This window comes from Thiomicrorhabdus cannonii (assembly GCF_013391695.1).
GTDB lineage: Bacteria > Pseudomonadota > Gammaproteobacteria > Thiomicrospirales > Thiomicrospiraceae > Thiomicrorhabdus > Thiomicrorhabdus cannonii.
In genome coordinates, this window is the sequence record NZ_JACBGH010000006.1 from 38,029 (window position 1) to 58,091 (window position 20,063).

The following is a 20,063-nucleotide window of genomic DNA, read 5'->3' on the forward strand; positions in this document are numbered from 1 at the left end:
GCTAAGCCATGCAAGAGGCGGATAAAATCCGGGTGGATAAATGGCTGTGGGCGGCGCGCTTTTTCAAAACCCGCGCTGTGGCGCTGGACGCCATTAAAGGCGGCAAAATCGAGCTTAACGGTCATAAACCCAAACCCAGTAAAACCTTGAGTGTGGGCGATAAGCTTAAAATCACCCAGCCGCACCGCCAGGTGGAAGTGACGGTGCTGGAAGTGAGCGACAAGCGTGGTTCGGCTGAGGCGGCCTGTTCACTTTATCAGCTCGACAAGGAAGTGCTTAATCAGCGCAAACCCACGATGGATATGGCCTTGGCCGGTTACCGCGAAAAGGGCGCCGGACGACCGACCAAAAGGGAGCGCCGTCAAATTGACAAATTGCAGTTCTAACTTTAAAATCCCGCCGTTTTGATAAGTATTTTTTATTAACTTATAATTAAAAAGGTAATTTAGATGAAAAAGCAGATTTTAGCGGTTATGGCTTCGAGTGCTCTGTTGGCGGGCAATGTTCAGGCGTCTTCGGTGGAAGGGCTGGGCGTGGCGGTCAACTACGGTCTGATTTCCGGTCCGGCCTTGGAGTTGACTTACCCGATTAATGAATATGTGCAGGTGCGTGGCGCGCTGTCGGCCGGTATGGGCTTGAAGGAAACCGCCAACGATACCGATATCGCCTATGACGTCAAGGCCGACGGCGGCATCCACCGTTTGAATGTCGATTACCATCCGTTTGGCGGCACTTTTTTCCTGTCGGCCGGTTATGCGTTTAATGATTTTAAATTAAAGGCGAATGGTAGTAAGACCGCGAGTGTTGCTAATCCTGTTGAAGTTGGCGATCAGACATTCACAGATGGCAGTATTAATGTTAATGGCCAGTTGGACTGGGATAGCGCGCCGATGTTGTCTTTGGGTTGGGGTCACAGCCCGGCGCAAGGCTGGGGGGCGATGGTGGAAATCGGAGCGATTTTTACCGGTGCGCCGGATGTGTCTTTGAAGGGAACGATTTCAGAACCGACTCTTCAAAGCCAACTTGATTCAGCTTTAGCAGAAGAAGAGAAAAAGCTGAAAAACGATGTAGGCGATTTCGATTTCCTACCGGTTTTGCAAGCGGGTGTGACTTACCGTTTCTAATTCGCCCATATTCGTTACTGATAAGAACCCCGGCTTAGTCCGGGGTTTTTTATTTGTGGCTGACAGAGCGTACTTTCATGCCTATAATCAGGTTACATAAGTCATCAGGGGGAGAGTGATGGACGAACAGCTGGAAATTCGCGCTAGTAGCAGCTATTGGGTGGTGTACGACGTGGCCGATCAGGAGACGTTTGAACGCGATGTGGCCCCTTTGCTGAGCGGTTACGAGCATTACGGCATCCCCTGGGATGGCGAAGGTGAGCTGGTGATTGAAGCGGACGCCCGGGTTGTGACCTATCTGGGGGATGCCCTGTTGTACCGTCTGGTGGCGCAGGCGCGTGAAGCGCATTGGCAGATCGGCATTTTGCCGCATCCCAAATTGTTAAGGGGCGCGCGTTTCTTTTTTGTGCCCAAAAAACTCGAAGAGGCCTGGAACGGCATCGTTGAGACAACCACCCCGGTGATGTCGGATCTGATGACCTGCAACGGGCGCGTCGCGTTCGGTTCGGTGATGGTGGGCAATCCGCTGACGATGCGTCCGGCGGCGCAGATAAGCAGCGATTTGTGGAGCAAGCTCAAGCACCTCTACGGTTTAGTTGTCACCCTCCCGCAAACCTTTCTGTTGCCTTACAAGATTGAAACGGCCAAGCAGACGGTAGTGAATACCGCGGCCTTGGGGATTACCGCGGTGTATCGCTCCAGCGGCAGCGAGTTCACCAAGCGCGTGGTGGGTGAGATGGAAGAGGACGAGTCCACGGTTAACGTGGTGATTTTGGCGCCGCGCAGCCTGTTGGAAATGGTGCATTTTGTGTTCTCGCGCGTCTTGCCGACCCAGGTGAAAAGCAAGCCTTTGAACGAGTATCTCGGGCATATCAAAAGCGAGTCGATCATATTAAGTTCCAAGAAGCCGATGGAGTACAGTATTGATGGCGAAGCACTGATGGCGGAGAGCCTGAAGATTGATGTGGTGCCTGATGCGCTGGCGGTGTTGACGCCCAATCTGCCGCCCAAGCGGGGCAACAAGGATATCAAGGAGTCGGTGCGTGTAGTCGGTCTTCCCAAGGGACAAGCCATCAATGAGTTGATTTACCGCCGTCTGCCGTGGATTCACCACGCCGATCAGGAGGAGGTCAAGGAGACGTTTGTGAGTTTGCGGGAAAACGCCCAGACCTCGCAGGCTTATCTGGTGCTGATGGTGTTATCCACGTTGCTGGCAACGGTCGGGTTATTCGCCAATTCGGCACCGGTGATTATCGGTGCGATGATTCTGGCACCGCTGATGGCGCCGATTATCTCGTTGGCTATGGGGGTGTTGCGCCAGAGCAGCGATTTGATGTCGAACAGTCTAAAAACCTTGTCGACCGGCATTGTGCTCGCGCTGTTCTGCGGAACCTTTCTAACCTGGCTGATGCCGTTGCAGAGCCTTAATCCCGAAATCAGCGCGCGTTTGAGTCCGACCATTCTGGATTTGGGGGTGGCGATCATTTCGGGAATTGCCGGGGCTTATGCCAACGCGCGTTCCGAAGTGGCCAAGAGTCTGGCCGGTGTGGCCATTGCGGTGGCGCTGGTGCCGCCTCTGGCGGTGTCCGGCATCGGGATTGGTTGGTGGGATTGGGCGGTGTTTTCAGGTGCCTTTTTGCTGTTTGCCACTAACTTGGTGGGCATTGTGCTGGCGGCTGCGGCCACGTTTCTGGTGATGGGGTTCAGTCCTTTCAAGCTGGCGCAACGCGGCCTGCTGCTCTCTTTGGCATTTGTGGCGGCGGTGAGTGTGCCTTTGGTGCTGTCGTTCGACTCCATGGTCAAGGAGCAGCGCATGGTGTACGCGTTGGAGCACTGGCAGTGCACCAGCCTGGCCTTTCCGGTCACTTTGCAGGAGGTAAAAATCCGCGGCGGCAGTCCGATGCTCGTGTCGGTCAAGCTATTGGCACCGCAGGCTTTGCAGGCGTCGGAAATGGATTTAATAAAAACACAGTTGGAAGGCGTGGTCGGCGAACCGATCCGTTTGGTGGCGACCACGGCGATTGTGCGTTAGCGCCGGCTATGTTGTTCATACCCGGCCTGCTGAGTTTTTCGGGTATCCGCATTTTATGATTGATTTTTTGAACCACGAAGAGCACGAAGGCTTTGTAAATTGTTTCTATTTATTGGTACCACCCCTGTTTTTATGGCAATTAAAACCATTTATATCAATAAGTTAATTTAACTTGATGTGCCTCAACACAAGAATAACTTCGTGCTCTTCGTGTGCTTCGTGGTTTAAATCATCGGTATGTGAGTCAATCACAATGGATACCCAGTTTTTCAAGCGCCTAAAAAGCAAAAAGCCCTCAAACGAGGGCTTTTTTAATAGGGCTTGAAACCGCTATTATTTGGCCATGGCAGCGCGTTTTTTAGCGATCAGGTTCTGGATGATCGGAGTCATCATCAGGTCCATCGCATCGACCATGTATTTGCCGTTACAAACCAATGTTTCCGCATTTTGCAGGAAAGCACCAGGAATCTTGTCTTTGACCGCTTCCAAGTTTACTTCTTGGTGACGCACGTGGCAGATGATCAAGGAATCTTCTGGAGCAGGTCCCATTGGCGCGTCTGGAGACATGGTTGAGAACGGATCAGACGTGTCGATCAACGGTACGCGGTGGAAGTTGATGTGCGTACGGTGGAACTGAGGAACGATCGTCTCGATGTAGTCAGGCATACGCTCAAGGATGATGTCGCGTACTTGCTGAACTGAATAAGGACGCTCTGCCGTGTCACGGTAGATTTTCTGCATCCATTCGATGTTGATAGACGGTGCTACACCGATACCCAGGTCAACATATTGTGCCACGTTGTGCATGCCTTCGGCCGGGCCGTGATCCATGCGCTTAACCATGCCGTGCAGACCTTCGTAGAACAGGATGTCAGTGCCTTCAGGAATTGCTTCCCAAGGCGTGAACTCACCTGATTTCAGGTCGTTGCGGCCCAAACGTGCGTTGTGCTCCGCCGCTTCTTCGTCGCTGTGGATGTAGTAACGACGCTTGCCGGTGCCGTTTTCTTTGTACTCTTTGAACAGCGCTTCCAAGGCAGCGAATTCGTTGGCTTTTTCAGAGAAGTGCGTCAATACCGGGCCGCCGTTGGCTTTGGATTCAGCCACTTTTTCTTTCATCTCGGCACGGCTGTATTTATGGTAGCTGTCGCCTTCAACGATAGCCACATTCAAGCTTTCACGCGCGAAGATTTTCTCAACAGCACGTTTTACAAACGAGGTACCTGCACCGGAAGAACCGGTAACGGTAACGATTGGGTGTTGTACTGACATAACACAGTCTCCTAAATTAACAAATGGTCGGGATTGACCACTAAAAGTTTAAAAATTTTATAGCTTTAGACTCATAGCGGAGTATTAAAAACTAAAAATGTTCGATTTTCAAAATTTAATCAACCGCAGAATCGGTTTGGCAATGTTATTGCGTTTAGAGTCCATTCTGCGGTTGGATTGCCAAGGCGTTAAATATCGAGGTTTTCCACCTGTAGCGCATTGGCTTCGATAAACTCGCGGCGCGGCTCGACCTCGTCACCCATCAGGGTTGTAAAGACCTGATCGGCGACAATCGCATCCTTGATAGTCACTTGTAGCAAGCGGCGCGCTTCGGCGTTCATGGTGGTTTCCCACAACTGTTCCGGGTTCATCTCACCCAGACCTTTATAGCGCTGGATGTTCTGGCCGCGCTTGGCCTCGGCAAACAGCCAGTCGACCGCCTGCTTGAAGCTCTGTACCGATTCGGTTTTCTCGCCGCGCTGAATAAACGCGCTTTCGCTCAGCAGTCCTTGCAATGCTTTACCCAGCTCAACAATCTGGCCGTACTCTTTGCAGGCAAAGAATTCGGCGTCGTAAACCTGCGAGCTCAAGGTGCCGTGTTCGCGCTGTTGCAGACGAATCTGGAACTTGGCGTCGCTGTCCACGTCGCTTGCCGGCTCCACGGTCAGCTGGTATTCAATCTTATCGCGCTCGCCGATCGCCTTGAGGTGCGGCAATACCCCGTTCACCCAGGCGTTGGCCTGGTCAAAGTCGTTCAAAATGGCGAGTGTCACCGGCGCTTCGTCAATCATCAGTTCCATCAGGGTGCGGTTATAACGGCGCGACAGACGGTTGATGGTATGGGTGGTTTTGAAATACTGTTTCGCCAGCGCTTCCAGTGCCACGCCGCTGATGCTCGGGCCCTCTTTGGCGACCCACAAAGCCGCGCCGTCGATGGCGTTTTGCAGCAGGTAGGCTTCCAGTTCGGTATCGTCCTTCAGATAGGCTTCCTGTTTGCCTTTTTTGATTTTGTACAAAGGCGGCTGGGCGATATAGATATAGCCTTTTTCGACCAGCTCAGGATACTGGCGGTAGAAGAAGGTCAACAGCAGCGTGCGGATGTGCGAGCCATCCACGTCGGCATCCGTCATGATGATGATGCGGTGGTAACGCAGTTTGTCGATATTGTAATCTTCACCGATGCCGCAACCCAGCGCGGTGATCAGCGTGCCGACTTCGGCGGAGGAAAGCATCTTGTCGAAGCGCGCTTTCTCGACGTTGAGGATCTTCCCTTTCAACGGCAGAATCGCCTGAGTACGGCGGTCACGGCCCTGTTTGGCCGACCCGCCCGCGGAGTCACCCTCCACCAGATAGAGTTCGGAAAGCGCCGGGTCTTTTTCCTGACAGTCGGCCAGCTTGCCGGGCAGGCCGGCGATATCCAAGGCGCCTTTACGGCGGGTCATTTCACGCGCTTTACGCGCCGCTTCACGCGCACGCGCCGCATCGACGATTTTGGCGAATACGGCTTGCGCGTCTTTCGGGTTTTCCAGCAGGAATTCGGCGAACTTCTCGTTCATGGCGGTTTCCACCGCCGTTTTCACTTCGGAAGAAACCAGTTTGTCTTTGGTCTGCGAGGAGAATTTAGGATCGGGCACCTTGACGGAAATGACCGCCGCCAAGCCTTCACGCGCATCGTCGCCGGAGACGTTGATTTTGTATTTCTTCATCAACCCTTCGGATTCGGCGTAGCTGTTCATGGTACGCGTCAGCGCGGCACGGAAACCGGACAGGTGGGTACCGCCGTCGCGCTGCGGGATATTGTTGGTGAAGCAGAAAATCGATTCCTGATAAGCTTCCGACCACTGCATCGCCACTTCCACGGTGATGTCGTCTTTAACCGTGGAGAAGTAGAAGGCTTTTTCGTGAATCGGCGTTTTATTGGTGTTGATGTAGTCCACAAACGCCTTGATGCCGCCTTCAAACTCAAACACTTCATGGCGATCATCGCGCTTGTCTTTGAGTTCGATGCGCACGCCGGAGTTCAGGAAGGAGAGTTCGCGCAGACGCTTCAACAGGTAGTCGAAACTGAAGTCAGTGACGTTGGTGAAGGTCTCTTTGCTTGGCAGGAAGCGCACTTCGGTGCCGGTTTCGTCGGTATCGCCCACAATCGCCAAAGGTGCGTCAGGTACGCCGTGGGTGTACGACTGTTTCCAGATATGGCCTTCACGCTTGATGGTCAGGTAGAGTTTTTCGGACAGAGCGTTGACGACCGAAACCCCCACGCCGTGCAGACCGCCGGAAACCTTGTAGGAGTTGTCGTCGAATTTACCGCCGGCGTGCAGCACGGTCATGATAACTTCAGCGGCGGAAACGCCTTCTTCCGGGTGGATGCCGACCGGAATACCACGGCCGTTGTCGGTTACCGACACCGAACCGTCGGTGTGAATGGTCACAACCACCTTGTCGCAGTGACCGGCCAACGCTTCGTCGATACCGTTATCGACGACCTCGAACACCATGTGGTGCAAACCGGTACCGTCATCGGTATCGCCGATATACATGCCGGGACGTTTACGAACGGCATCCAGCCCTTTTAAGACCTTGATGGAGGAGGAGTCGTATTGCGCAGCTTCAGTCATAGAATTCCGAATTTATATGTGTAATTTGAATGCAAAAATATTCCTGCAATTCTACCATAATTGATGATGATTTGCATAAACTAAAAATGACAACATAAGTGTTTATAAATCAAAGGATTAGAGTGTTTTTTGGGGTTTAATCCAGGCGTTTTGACAAGGTTTGAGACGCCGAAACAACCTAAATGGATCGGGGCGTTTTGCAAAGCACGGCTTTAACGGTTTTAAATTGATTTAAAACAATGAGTTAAATGGGGCTTGGGCATAAACTTGAAAGCCTGTTTCGTTCTTTGATGGCATTGGAACGGAATGGTTGCAATCTTGATAATGACGAGGAGGGACAGTCATGAGTCTTTTTTTAAGAAATTTCGATCCGTTTAAAGAGTTACGCGAACTCGAACGCCGCTGGGAAAATGCGGTACCCGCCACGACCGAAAGCAATCTGAATGCGTTTGCACCTTCGGTGAATACCCGCGAGGGCGATTATGCCTATCATATCGAAGTCGATTTGCCGGGGGTCAAGAAAGAGGATATCAAAGTCGAAGTGAAGGACAATCGACTGACGATTTGCGGTGAACGCAAGACCAAGGATGAGGTTAAAAAAGACGACTATTACCGCATGGAAAGCAGTTACGGCAAGTTCGAGCGCAGCTTCACCTTGCCGGATAATGTGGATGGCGAGAATGTCAGCGCTTCTTCAAAAGACGGCGTGCTGGAGGTGGTGCTGCCGAAAAAAGAGCGTAACGGTGCCAGCAAGCAGGTTGAAGTGAAATAACCGTTAAAACAAGGCCATAAAAACTCAACAGGCCGGGTGGGAGTGCTCCTACCCGGCCTGTTGAGTTTTAAAAGGGTGGTTTTAGGCGATTTTAACCGCCGAACAGCCAGCTGCCAGGATCAGGCACGGCCTGGTGTTTGTTGAGGTATTTGATACCGATCACGCAACGCACGATAAACCATACCAGCGTGAAGATCAGAATCAGCCAGCCGATCAGAATGGCGGTCAGAAGCGCGCCGACGATGCCGTACAGCAGGCCGATCCAGAAAGTGCGGATCTGGAAGCGGTAGTGGGTCTTCAAAAAAGCGACCGCATCGCCGCGGTTGATGTAAGCCATGACCACGCCCACCAGACTGGTGATCGGCACAATCAGGTTGAGCAGATAGAGCACGTAAATAATCAGCGGAATCGTGGTGGAAACCGGCGGCAACCCGGCATTGGGCGAAGCGGGTTGTACTTCGGCTGTTTGATGGTCGGTCATGAAATATCCTCTTGTTGTTTTTGGGGTGCAGTGTCGGCAAACCTGCCGTCATCGCCCAAAAATTATAACCATGATCCGTTAAATAAATAAAGCGCTAAGTAGAGCGGCGTAGAAGATAGCGTTGAGCGCCGCTATTTGAGCGGATAAAGAGCAACATGGCCGTGTTCGATCCGCCAGAGGCGGCTGGTATCGCTATTCAGAATCGGAATCAGGCTTTCGGAGGTGCTGGTCACCAGATGCTGGATATTGAGCATCTGCAGCAACCCCAGCAGTTTCAGACGGTGGGTTTCGTCGAGCTCCGCCGGCAGGTCGTCGATGAGCATGATGACCGGCTCGCGGGTGATCTTTTCGTGCAGGCTGGCCTGCGCCAGCAGCAGCGCGCACACAAACAGTTTCTGCTGGCCGCGCGACAGCGTATGGATGGCCTCCTGATTGCCGAACTTGAAGCGGATATCGGCACGGTGCGCACCGTATTGGGTATGGCCGACCTGCATATCCCTGGCAAAATTCTGCTCCATCAGTGCCAGCAGATCGGGGGTGTTTTTCGGCCAGCCGCTGCGGTATTGGCAGGCGACCTCTTCTTGGATTTCGGGCATGAGCGCCTGGCAGAAGGTCACCAGATAAGGGGTCAACTCTTGCAGATAGGCTTGGCGAATTTCGTCAATGCGCAGCGAGGTATCGACGAGCTGCGGATCCCACAACTGGATTTGCGCTTTGGGCAGACGTTTTTTGAGGGCGTGGTTACGCTGTTTGAGAATTTTGCGCTGCTGGCGCCACAGCTGGATGAATTCCGGCGTCTGGTAAAAGCAGCCCCAATCCATGAACTGGCGGCGTGCTTTGGGGCCTTCTTCCAGCAGACGGTGGCTTTCGGGGGTCAGCAGTTGCAGCGGCAAAAAAGCCGCCATCTGCGCCTGGCTCTGCACGGTTTCACCGTCCACGCGCAACAGTGTCTGCGCCGCACTCTTTTGCAAACCCAGGCGGTGTTTTTGCGTGCTTTGATGGCTGGAGGCGATGGCGGCAAATACCGTACATTGCGGTTGATCGTGTTGAATCAGATGCTGATTTTGCGAGGTGCGGAACGAGCGCCCGGTCGCTAAAAGCCACAGCGCCTCAATCAGCGAGGTTTTGCCGGCGGCGTTGTCGCCCACAAACAGATTGAGGCCGGGAGCGAGTTCGCACTGCGCTTGCGTGCAGTTGCGGAAGTGCTGCAACTGCAGTTGCGTCAGTTGCGTCATGCTTACTCTTTGCCCCACGTATGGTGCTGCGGGTCGTTTTTGAGGCTGACCGGCTCCTGATGGATAATGACATCCAAGCCTTCAAACCGCGCCTTGAGCGCTTGAGTCACCTCTTCGGCGATGTGGTGGGCTTCTTTCAGGGTGAGGTGGTCGTCCAATTCCAGATCGAGCTGCGCAAAACGGTTGGGACCGGACTGGTAGGTGCGCAGATCGTTAAAGCCGCGCACGCCGGCAATGCCGAGGATAATCTGCTGCATTTCGTGGCGCTGCGCTTCCGGCAATTCGCGGTCCAGCAGCTGATTGGCGGCCTCTTTGACGATCTGGATGGCGCTGCGCAGAATCCACAGGGCAATGGCCAGGGCGAGCAAAGGATCAAGCCATTCATATTGGCTCAAAATCAGGCTGGCAATGACCAGCAGGGTGCTGGCCACATCGGTCAGGTAGTGCAGCGAATCGGCTTTGATGGCGCTGGAATCGGTTTTGGCAATGACATAACGCTGGAAGCTGATGAGCCCCAAGGTCATGACCAGTGACAGCACCATATACCACACCGCGGTGTCGGCATGCTGGATAGCTTGCGGCACCAGCAGGCGGTCGACCGCGTAAATCACCAGATAGAAGGCCGAACCGGCAATGAACACGCTCTGCGCCAAGGAGGCGAGCGGTTCGGCATTGCCGTGACCGAAACGGTGTTCTTTATCGGGCGGAATTTGGGCGATATGCACCGCCACGGCGATCATCACTGAGGCGGCGATATCCAGCGCCGAGTCGAGCAGGGAGGCCAGAATACTGACGGAGTCGGTTCTGAGCCAGGCGGTGATTTTGATCAGCAATAGCAGACTGGCCACGGCCACCGAGGCGTAGGAAGCGAATTTGACTAAACGATAAGTCTTCTGCATGAAATTCCCTGAAAAACGTGCGCCGAAAACTCAACAGGCCGGGTGGTTGAACCATCTACCCGGCCTGTTGGGTTTTTTTCAAGCGGTTTTGCGCCTAGAGGCGCATCGGCATAATCACATGCTGGCATTCGCAAACGTCGGACGCCGCCTGAATCAGACAGCTGCTGTTGGCATCGTTCAACAGCAGGGTCACGCAGTCTTCCTGCATGGAGTTCAACACATCCAGAATGTAGCTGACGTTGAAGCCGATTTCCATGTGTGAACCGCTGTAATCCACCGCCATGTCTTCGTGCGATTCGTCCTGTTCGCTGTTGGAGGCGTTCACCGCCAACAGGTTGGTGCTCAATACCAGACGCACGCCCTTGAATTTGTCGTTGGACAGAATCGAAGCGCGTTGCAGCAGACTGCGCAGCAGTTCGCGGTCGGTTTGCAGCAGTTGCGTGTTGTTTTGCGGAATCACGCGGCGGTAATCCGGGAAGCGACCGTCCACCAGTTTACAGGTGAACACGGTCTCTTCAAATTGCACCGTCAGGTAGTTCTTGGCCAGTGAGAACTGAATCAGCGCATCGTCGTCACCGATCAGTTTCGACAGTTCCAACACCCCTTTGCGCGGCAGAATCGCCTGGGTCGGCGTCAGGCCGTCAATCGCCAGCTGGGTCACGCAGGTGGACAGACGGTGACCGTCGGTCGCGACCACGCGCAGCGCCTGGTTGCTGATGTCAAACAGCATGCCGTTCAAATAGAAACGCACGTCCTGGCTCGCCATGGCAAAGCCGGCGTGCTGGATCAGTTGTTTCAACTGGTGCTGCGACAACGCAAAAGAGAGCTCGGCCTGGGTCAGGTCGATGGTCGGGAAATCGTCGGCCGGCAAGGTCGAAAGCTTAAAGCGCGAACGGCCGGCGGACAGCGTGCAGCGCGACTCTTCAAAATCCAGAATGATCGTCAGGCCGTCGGGCAAGGAGCGCACGATATTGATCAGTTTGATGGCCGGCAAGGTAATGGCGAACTGCTCGGTATCGCTGCTTTCCAGCTCGGTTTGCGCACGGGTTTCGATCTCCAGATCGGAGGCGGTCACCGTCAGCGTGTTTTGAAACACCTGAAACAGTACGTTACCCAGAATCGGCATGGTCTGACGCTTTTCGACCACGCCGCCGACGGTTTGCAAGACTTTCAGTAGGTTTTCACGAGTAAGACTGATTTTCATCTTAAGCTCTCTTTTACGTTAAGAATTAGTTGGTAATGATACGAATCAAACTGTTGAAATCTTCGTCCATGCGGTGGTCGCTCTCGCGCAGCTCTTTGACCTTGCGCACGGCGTGCAGCACGGTAGTGTGGTCGCGGCCGCCAAAGGCATCGCCGATCTCGGGCAGACTGTGGTTGGTCAGCTCTTTGGCAATCGCCATGGCCAACTGGCGCGGCCGCGCGACATTGCGCGAACGGCGCTTGGAGAGAATATCCGCCACACGGATTTTGTAATAGTCGGCGACGGTTTTCTGGATGTTTTCCAGCGTGACCATCTTCTGTTGCAGTGCCAACAGATCTTTTAGCGCCTCTTTGACCAGATCGACGGTCAGCGCCTGCTGGGTGAACTGCGCAAAGGCGCCGACGCGTTTCAGCGCACCTTCCAGATCACGCACGTTGCCGCGCAGGCGTTTGGCGATAAAGAACGCCACATCATCCGGCAGAATAAAACCGAATTCGGAGGCCTTTTTCAGCAGAATCGCCACGCGCATCTCGAATTCCGGCGGTTCGACCGCAATCGTCAAACCCCAGCCAAAGCGCGATTTAAGGCGGTCTTCCAAGCCATCCACCTCTTTGGGGAAACGGTCGCTGGTCAGAATGACCTGTTTGTTGCCTTCCAGCAGAGTGTTGAAGGTATGGAAGAACTCTTCCTGCGACTGCTCTTTGTTGGCGAAAAACTGGATATCGTCGATCAGAAGTGCGTCAAGTGAACGGTAAAAGCGTTTAAATTCGTCGATCTTGTTGTGACGCAGGGCGTTGACCATGTCGGCCACGAAGCGTTCAGAATGTAGATAGACCACGCGTGCATTCGGGTTGTCTTTCATCATCTGGTTGCCGATGGCGTGCATCAAGTGGGTTTTACCCAAACCTACGCCGCCGTAGATAAAAAACGGGTTGTAGGCGCCGCCTGGATTTTCCGAAACCTGGCGTGCCGCGGCGGCCGCCAGCTGGTTGGCCTTACCTTCAACAAAGGTGTTGAAGGTGAAGTTGGCATTCAGACCGTGCTTGATCGAATTCTTGGGCGCCGCCGGCGCACTGTTCTGCTGGGCAGGCGTGCTTTCGGCGGGCTGCACGGCTTTGGCCTGTTGCAAGGGTTGCGGCACGGTCGGTTCGGGACTTTCGTAGGACTCCATGGTGTAGTCGCCGATTTCCAGTTTGACTTCTGGTGTATTCAGCGGTGCGGCCATGGCAACAGCCTGACGGATGTTGGTCATCAGTTTTTTGTTGACCCAGTCCAAGATAAACGACGAGGGGGCAAGCAGACGGATTACATTGTCTTCTTCAACGGCTTGCAACGGACGAATCCAGGTGTGGAACTGCTGGTCGTTGAGATCGTCTTCCAGATGTTTAAGGCTTTGAGCCCAGAGTTTCGACAAGAGAGTTATCCTTTAAAAATAAACACAAAAATTCCCCCGGACCCTGCTTGAGTCTCTGTTCTTTTAAAGAGGGGATTTTATTGCCAGACACACCACATGGTGCGTTAGCTTTTGAGTTTTGCAGTATGCCGTTAAGTATACCTGTGTATAACTTCAATTAACAGCCTGTTTCTGTGGATAACTCTGGGGATAGTGGGTGTGGATAACTAAAATTTTTTATAGTTTAACATCATGTTTTTATGTGGGTTTTTACAGTTATCCAAAATATTTTCAAAATTTATGAAAAAAACAGCATCTTGGCGGCCAGCACCAGCAAAAACACGCCAAAAACGCGTTTTAGCGTCTTAACCGGCAGGCGGTGCGCCAAGCGTGCGCCGATGGGTGCGGTAAAAATACTTGCCAGGACAATGCCTGCGAATGCCGGCCAGTAGATATAGCCGGTGGCCAGGGCCGGCAGGTTTTGGGCATCCATTCCACCGATCATAAAACCCAGGGTACCGGCCAACGCGACGGGCAGACTCACGGCGGTGGAAGTGGCAATCGCCTGGTGCATGGAGACATTGTTCCAGACCAGATACGGGGTGGTTAAGGTGCCGCCACCGATGCCCACCAAGGAGGAGACGCTGCCGATAACCGAACCGGCCAGCGTGTTGCCGACAGGGCCGGGTAGTTCGCGTGACGGGCTGGGCTTCATCGCCAACAGCATATTCAGCGCAATCAACACTTCGAGCACGCCGAAAATAATGCCCAACATCTTGGAGGCGAAAAATTGCGAACTCCAGCCACCGAAAAAGGCGCCGATCAACACGCCGAAGGCCAGCAGTTTGACCAAATCCCAGCGCACTGCACCGTGGCCGTGGTGCGCTCTGACCGAGGAGAGCGAGGTAATCAGAATGGTTGCTAAAGAGGTGCCGATGGCCAGATGCACGCTCTGCTCAAACTGCAGAAAAATCGCAAAAACGCTGGTGAGCACCGGCACGATAATCAGGCCGCCGCCAATTCCCAACAGGCCGGCTGCAAAGCCTACAAAGGCGCCGGTGAGCAGATAGATGGGAAGTTCCATTAGTAAGGTTTCAGTCATGGTGTCATCTTTATGGCGGCTTGCTTTTTGGGATGAATGGATGGGTTAAGTGGCCAGCAACCTTATGCGATCGGGGTGGCAATCGCAATGAATTGCGCCTCAATGCCGCCAAGATGAATCAATTGCAGTTTGATTCTGACCTTGAAGCACCGGCCGTCTTTGCGCTGGTGTAGTGTATCAAAAATAATGGACGTTTTTTCGTGGTTCAGTAAGGGGGCTACCAGGTCCAGGAACTTTCTGGCGGTAAATTCCGGTTTGAAATCATAGGGCGTGAGCCGGTAGAGCTCTTCGGGATTATAGCCAAGTTGCTGCTGCCCGCTCTTGTTGGCGTAGCAGACTTTGTAATCTTTGGACGAGAAGATATAAACCCCTTCATCCAGCAGGTCGAGGGTCATTTTGAACTCGTTGGCAGAGTGCACGGCATTGTCCATTTCGGTCAGATCGAAAAAAATACCGAGCATCAGGTGCTTGCCTGAGGTGTGATCCAGAAAAGGGATTTTAATGGTTTGGGCGCTTTTGGTCTGGCCTGCGGAGGTGAAGGTTTCGGTAAAAATGGCAACCCGTTTTTTTGCGATGACCTCACGGTCGTCCTGCTGGTATTTATTGGCCAGTTCTGCGGGAAAAAGGTCAAAGTCGGTTTTGCCGAGCAGTTGTTCGCCAGTGATGCCGAATTCCTGTGCAAAAGCCGGATTGCAGGCCAGATAGCGCGAATTTTCGTCCTTCAGAAAGGCTTTGGTGGGCAGGGCGGATTCAATGCCTGAAAAAAGATCTTCAATATTGAAGCCTTGTTCCAGCGCGACCTTGACGGTTCTCTTTTTCAATATCCAAACAAGGAAGAAAAACATCGCTGCCATATTGGTCATGAAAGCCAGGGTCAATGACGGCATGAAAACATAAACAAGATGGAAGAGGGTGATGGCGAGCATACCGTACACCAGCCAGAGCAGATTTTGAGTTATTTCCTTGCTATTCATCAATGTCGTCCTGTGTCAGGTATGAATCCGGTACTGGTTTCTGCCGCCCTCTTTGGCTTTGTAGAGGGCGTCGTCGGCCCTTTTAGTCAGGGTTTCGATGGTGTCGTCCGCGGTTACTTCCGCCAGGCCCAGGCTAATGGTAACCCTCGGCACGGGCGAGAAATCGCAAGCCGCCACTTTCTGGCGGATGGATTCGGCCACCAGAACGGCATCGTCGATCGGCGTGAGTGGCAGGTAAATCATAAACTCCTCCCCGCCCCAGCGCGCAAAGATGTCCGAGTCGCGCAGGCGTGAATGCACGACCTCGACCAGGTGGATCAGCACCTGATCGCCGACGTCGTGTCCGAAGTTGTCGTTGATGTGTTTGAAGTGGTCGACATCCAGCATAATGATGCTGAAAACGCCGCCATGGCGCCGGTAGAGCGAAAGGCTTTCCTTGAGCGCGCTTTCAAATCGGTTGCGGTTGTAGATTTGCGTCAGATAATCGATTTCAGCCATCTTTTGCAGCCGCTGTTCCAGCGCAACGCGCTCGGAGATATCTTTGCCGGTGGCCACATAGCGTTCCACGTTGCCTTTGGCATCTTTGATCGGAGAGATGGTTTTTTCTTCAAAAAAGACGTCGCCGTTTTTCTTGCGGTTGGTGAAGGTTCCCTTAAAACGCAATCCGCGTTCAATGGTATGCCAGAGTTCGTCATAGAAGCTGTCCGGATGGGCGCTGGAGTTCAACAGGGAGGTTTTGCGGCCCACAGCCTCTTCCCGGGTGTAGCCGGTATGTTTGGTAAAGGCGTCGTTGACGTAGAGGATGATACCGTCGGTATTGGAGATCATGACCAGATCGTCGATTTGCGCCATCGCCTCCGAAAGCATGGCGTTGAGTTTCATCTGCTCGTAATGAGCAGACAAATCCATGACCGAGGCGATCAGCTTGTCTTCCGTCAGGCTCGCGTTGACTTCCAGTATGAGCGATTTACCCAGTTTGGTGTTGTGCAGTTCAAGAATCTCATGGTTCAGCTTTTGCTCCGCACGGACTTTCATCAGGAACTTGACGATCTGTTTCTTGTTTTGGGGCCAGTATTCTGTATAAAAATCCTGATAGCGCTTAAGATCCAGATAGGACAGCAACGTGTGGTTCATGAAATCAAGTCGGCCGTTAGCGGAGAATTCGGCGATACCGACCGGGGAGTTCTCCATCAGATTCCGATAGTAGGCTTCAAAGTGTTTCAGCTTGGTTTCGTAATTGAGTATGCTTGAGATGTCGCGGGCGACGGACACCACCAAAGGCGTTTCATCAAGGTTGACAAGAACCGCCTTGATTTCTTGCGGGATGAGGTAGCCCTTTTGATGGCGGTGTGAAATCCGGAAGGTGAGGCTTCCTCTTTTCAACAGGTCCGGGTTTAATGTCGCCAGATTGTTTTGGTTTTCCGGCGCGTCTATGTCGGGGATGCGCAGTGACAGCAATTCGTCTTCGCTATACCCCAGCTTCTCCTGCGCGCTGCGGTTGACGTACAGAATTTTTCCCTCGGGCTCATGAACAAACACACTGTCGTCAATGGCGTTTAACACATTGGAACGCATTTCAAGATCGGTCAGGGCGTGTGACAGGAAGCGGCCGATATACCAGGCAATCAGGGTTACAAGCAGCAGCAGAAGCAGGGTTTCCGCGATTTTTCTGAGCAGAAACGGGTTGTCTGCCTGTAGCCAGAACGCGGTTGATGGACGGGCAACCAGAAAATAACTCTGCTCCGGCGTCTGCTGAAGCGAGCGGATAAAGGTGTTGTCCGGCAGCTGCTGCGCTTCATAAGCTTCAAGATGTAGCGGTGCACCTACTACCTGTGCGATCTTCAGAGGTGGTTTTCCGAGGTCTTTTGCCCAGTTCCATTGTTTGTCGGGTCCGACGATAATTTCGCCCTGTGCATTCACCAGGTAGACCTGGATGGCCTGGTTGAGGTTGAGCTGATCGACGAAACTCCTAAGGTTGAGGTTAACGATGGCGTAGCCTTTGGTTTCGTGATCGATGATGATCTGCCGGCTGATGCGCAGAGTGGGTTCAAAAGGGCGGACGACCTTGCCATGTTCAATATTCAGGTCGATTTCTGAGAGGTAGAGCTCGTTGGGCCCTAGAGCCATACTGGCCTGGTGATAATAGCGACCGGCTTTGTTCTGCAAGTCGGCATCCGCTACCTTGTAATAGCGATCGCCCTCATGGTTGATTCTTACGCGCTCTTGACCGCCGGTATCGAGAATGCGCAGTTGCAGGATATCAATATGCGATTGTGCCAGCAGGTGCAGATAGTCGCCGAGCAGAGTCTGCTGCTGCGGGTCGGGTTGGCTCCACAGGGCTTTGGTTTGCGGGAGTTCGGTTACCAGTTCCAGTATTTGCGCGGAATGTTCAATGCCTTGTTGATAGTGGCTCTGGTTCAGATCGAGAAGCGCTTCTGCCTGGATGGCAAAATTGCGGCTTGAAGATTCATTAGCGGTTTCTAATATGAGACTGGTCACGCCGACAAGGACAATCAAGGTATAGCCAAAAAAGCTTAAATTAACCAGTTTTGATTATCGACATCGCTACGACTATTTTTGCAACTTGATGCATAGTAGCACAAATGGTGGGGGTTTCAATAGCCAGCGCGAGACATGATTATGCCCGACTCTGCAAGAAGGCGTGCATTTGCAGATTGCAGCGCGGATGAGCCGCGCTGCATTGATTTTATGTTGTTTTATTGCTGGATGGTACGACCGTGCAATGGCTGCACTGGACGGTTGTTATGACCAATCACTTTAGTGAATTGCGCAACTTGGTCATGTGACGCATAAGCGGCGTTTTTCATCACTAGCCAACGCACACCTTCAGTACAAGGTGGAGTGGTCAAAGAACCGGAGAACTTGTAGTAACCTTTGGAGGCTGGCAAGAATTCCATCGCGTTGAATTTCACGCCTTCAACCGCATGGGCCGGGCCGGCGTGTTCCGGCATGTGGTTCCAGATTTTCTGGATGAAGTTGTCTTTGTCGCCTTCACGGATCATCACCGCAACCACCGCCAATTGGCCGTCGGCGCTCTTGTGAACAAAGTGTGCTTCCATCGGGTAGGAGTGGCCTTGGATGTGGTTCTCGCTTGGCGTATGGAAGTGTACTTGCAACAGGTAAAAACGGATGCCGTCCACTTCGATATAGCTGCCTTTGTCGAAGTTAGCCTGAATGGTGTGGCCGTTGTTGATAATGCCCATGTTAGAAGCTTGATAGTGGAACTTGATGGGTTCCAAATCGGCTTGTTGCATGTTGCTCAGGTTGACTGGCGATTGTTTCTGACCGGTTTTACAGGTAGCGAAATCGGCTTTCAAATCACCCCAGTATTCCGGGCCTTCGTGGCCGGCATAACCCCAGTGTACGTCGTGGCCATGTTCAGCGTGATCGCTTGCCAACGTGGTTGCGCTAAAAGCAGCCGTGAAAAGCGCGGCGCCCAAAACAGCCGACAAAGTCTTAAGTTTCATTTGTTATCCTTGGTTGAATGATTTTGTTTAAGGTTATTCAAGATGTTTACGGCCGGGCATCCGTCGTAAGATTTTCAACTTCAAAATTAAGGGACGTATTGTTGGATTTTTAAGGAACTTATGTCAATAAGATGGGTAATTTATCTTAATCAAAACTTTTTATTGATGTGATAAGCCGGAATGAAGGATGTGGGTGAGTTTGCGGCGTTCCCGGAGTATGAAGCGCCGCAGCCGATTACCACTCGCGAGTGATGTTTTCCGGCAGGGATTTAATATACAGATCGTGTTTGCTGTAGGGGATTTCGATATTCTCCGCGGCGAAGCGTTTATAGATACGGGTATTCAGGCTGTCTTTGACGCGGCCGCGGATTTCGGGGTCGTCAATCCACACCAACAGCTCGATATCCAATCCCGATGCGCCGAACTGGCGGAAGCGCACGCGCGGTTCCGGGTCTTGGCAGATTTGTTCTTCCTGTTGCGCCACATCCAGCAAAACCGCCCTGACGTGGTCGATATCCGAACCATAGGCGACACTGACAGGCACGCGAAGCCGCGATTTGACATGGCGCCCGGCCGATTCATTGGTGATTTTGCCGTTGGCGATGACCGCATTGGGAATGTTGATTTCCACATCGTCGCGCGTGAGGATGCGGGTGGAGCGCAGGCCGATTTGCGTCACTTTGCCGCGCTCCAAGCTGTCCAGCACAATATAGTCGCCGATCTTATAGGGTGAATCGGCCAGAATGAACACGCCCGAAAGCAGGTTGGCGATGGTGTCTTTGGCGGCAAAGCCCACCGCAATCCCGATAATCCCGGCCGATGCGAGCCAGGCGGTCATGTCGATGTTCCAGGCGATAAACAGCAGGTATACCATGAGCAGAATAATCAAGACGGCGGTGACGTTTTCCAGCAAAGGCAGGGTCTGCGGTTTGATAATGGAGCCTTCGCGGCGCTGCTGGCTGAGGGTCTTGAGGTAAAACTGGCTGCTGCGGTAGATGAACTGACCCCAGACGATCACATCGATACTGGTAAAAACCTTGTGGGCGCCGTTTTGGAGCGTGTCCGGCAGGTGAAACAGCCGAATGATGGTCGCGCAGGCAATCAATAAAATGGAAACGCTGATGGGGAAGCGGATGGCATCCAGTGCAAACCCCAGCGCTTTGCGGTCAGCGCGCTTGGCCCAGGCGAGCGGAAACCAGCTGATGATGAGTATGAGCAGAAAGATGACGCTCAAAGCAACCGCGAGGATAAAAGCGCTCTGCAGCCAGAGGTTCTGGGTATGCAGCAGGGTGTTTAAGTCAAGTTGTGAAATCATGGTGTCATCTCAAAGGTCGTTTCGCGTCAAAAACGCTGCTTGCAACAGGGTTTAGCGTGGTGGTGACCGCCTAAATAGGCCGATACCTTACGGTGGGAATCAGATTATCAGAAGGCGTGATGTGAAAAAAGCCTCTCGTAACGCCACCACAAACTAA

The 20,063-nt window shown here is 52.9% G+C and carries 16 protein-coding genes; 4 read left to right on the plus strand and 12 right to left on the minus strand.

The genetic code is table 11. From position 1 onward, the window contains the following. Positions 1–8: 8 nt before the first annotated feature. The 3 genes from HZ297_RS08050 to HZ297_RS08060 all read left to right on the plus strand — a co-directional run bounded on the left by HZ297_RS08050 (position 9) and on the right by HZ297_RS08060 (position 3,156). On the plus strand, positions 9–386 hold the full coding sequence (locus HZ297_RS08050) for an RNA-binding S4 domain-containing protein (RefSeq protein WP_178862545.1): 378 nt from the start codon (positions 9–11) through the stop codon (positions 384–386). A gap of 63 nt (positions 387–449) precedes the next feature. Further along, positions 450–1,124 carry a hypothetical protein gene (locus HZ297_RS08055; protein WP_178862547.1) on the plus strand — a complete coding sequence of 225 codons (675 nt, stop codon included), beginning with the start codon at positions 450–452 and terminating at the stop codon, positions 1,122–1,124. Between the two features lie 118 nt (positions 1,125–1,242). Next, the gene (locus HZ297_RS08060; protein WP_178862548.1) at positions 1,243–3,156 is read left to right on the plus strand and encodes a TIGR00341 family protein; all 1,914 of its coding nucleotides are present in this window, start codon (positions 1,243–1,245) and stop codon (positions 3,154–3,156) included. 333 nt (positions 3,157–3,489) lie between these two features. Here the strand turns inward: HZ297_RS08060 and HZ297_RS08065 are convergent, their stop codons facing one another. Both HZ297_RS08065 and gyrB read right to left on the minus strand, forming a co-directional pair. Next, positions 3,490–4,425, minus strand: coding sequence for a phosphoribulokinase (locus tag HZ297_RS08065; protein ID WP_178862550.1), 936 nt, complete (start codon positions 4,423–4,425; stop codon positions 3,490–3,492). 188 nt (positions 4,426–4,613) lie between these two features. Further along, on the minus strand, positions 4,614–7,043 hold the full coding sequence (gene gyrB, locus HZ297_RS08070; protein WP_178862552.1) for a DNA topoisomerase (ATP-hydrolyzing) subunit B: 2,430 nt from the start codon (positions 7,041–7,043) through the stop codon (positions 4,614–4,616). A 343-nt stretch (positions 7,044–7,386) separates the two neighbouring features. Here gyrB and HZ297_RS08075 point away from each other — a divergent pair, with 343 nt between their 5' ends. Then, a complete protein-coding gene (locus tag HZ297_RS08075) occupies positions 7,387–7,815 on the plus strand; it encodes an Hsp20/alpha crystallin family protein (RefSeq protein ID WP_178862554.1) in 429 nt (142 codons plus the stop codon). 91 nt (positions 7,816–7,906) lie between these two features. Here the strand turns inward: HZ297_RS08075 and HZ297_RS08080 are convergent, their stop codons facing one another. From HZ297_RS08080 to HZ297_RS08125, 10 genes are all read right to left on the minus strand, one after another. Beyond that, positions 7,907–8,296, minus strand: coding sequence for a DUF4870 family protein (locus tag HZ297_RS08080; RefSeq protein ID WP_246261782.1), 390 nt, complete (start codon positions 8,294–8,296; stop codon positions 7,907–7,909). Positions 8,297–8,427: 131 nt separating this feature from the next. Beyond that, complete coding sequence (gene recF / locus HZ297_RS08085) at positions 8,428–9,531, minus strand: DNA replication/repair protein RecF (protein ID WP_178862556.1); 1,104 nt, start codon at positions 9,529–9,531, stop codon at positions 8,428–8,430. A gap of 2 nt (positions 9,532–9,533) precedes the next feature. Then, complete coding sequence (locus tag HZ297_RS08090; RefSeq protein WP_178862558.1) at positions 9,534–10,430, minus strand: cation diffusion facilitator family transporter; 897 nt, start codon at positions 10,428–10,430, stop codon at positions 9,534–9,536. A 94-nt stretch (positions 10,431–10,524) separates the two neighbouring features. Beyond that, the gene (gene dnaN / locus HZ297_RS08095; RefSeq protein ID WP_178862560.1) at positions 10,525–11,634 is read right to left on the minus strand and encodes a DNA polymerase III subunit beta; all 1,110 of its coding nucleotides are present in this window, start codon (positions 11,632–11,634) and stop codon (positions 10,525–10,527) included. A 25-nt stretch (positions 11,635–11,659) separates the two neighbouring features. After that, positions 11,660–13,048, minus strand: a complete 1,389-nt coding sequence (dnaA, locus tag HZ297_RS08100) for a chromosomal replication initiator protein DnaA (protein WP_178862562.1) — start codon at positions 13,046–13,048, stop codon at positions 11,660–11,662. A gap of 277 nt (positions 13,049–13,325) precedes the next feature. Beyond that, the gene (locus tag HZ297_RS08105) at positions 13,326–14,129 is read right to left on the minus strand and encodes a sulfite exporter TauE/SafE family protein (protein WP_218644585.1); all 804 of its coding nucleotides are present in this window, start codon (positions 14,127–14,129) and stop codon (positions 13,326–13,328) included. 62 nt (positions 14,130–14,191) lie between these two features. Continuing rightward, positions 14,192–15,103 (minus strand): PAS domain-containing protein, encoded by a 912-nt coding sequence (locus HZ297_RS08110; protein ID WP_178862571.1) that lies wholly within the window; start codon positions 15,101–15,103, stop codon positions 14,192–14,194. A 15-nt stretch (positions 15,104–15,118) separates the two neighbouring features. Continuing rightward, positions 15,119–17,620 carry a GGDEF domain-containing protein gene (locus HZ297_RS08115; RefSeq protein WP_178862578.1) on the minus strand — a complete coding sequence of 834 codons (2,502 nt, stop codon included), beginning with the start codon at positions 17,618–17,620 and terminating at the stop codon, positions 15,119–15,121. Positions 17,621–17,820: 200 nt separating this feature from the next. Beyond that, positions 17,821–18,591: a carbonic anhydrase gene (locus tag HZ297_RS08120; protein ID WP_178862580.1), complete on the minus strand. Its 771-nt coding sequence runs from the start codon at positions 18,589–18,591 to the stop codon at positions 17,821–17,823. Positions 18,592–18,826: 235 nt separating this feature from the next. Then, on the minus strand, positions 18,827–19,906 hold the full coding sequence (locus HZ297_RS08125) for a mechanosensitive ion channel family protein (protein WP_178862582.1): 1,080 nt from the start codon (positions 19,904–19,906) through the stop codon (positions 18,827–18,829). Positions 19,907–20,063 lie beyond the last annotated feature (157 nt).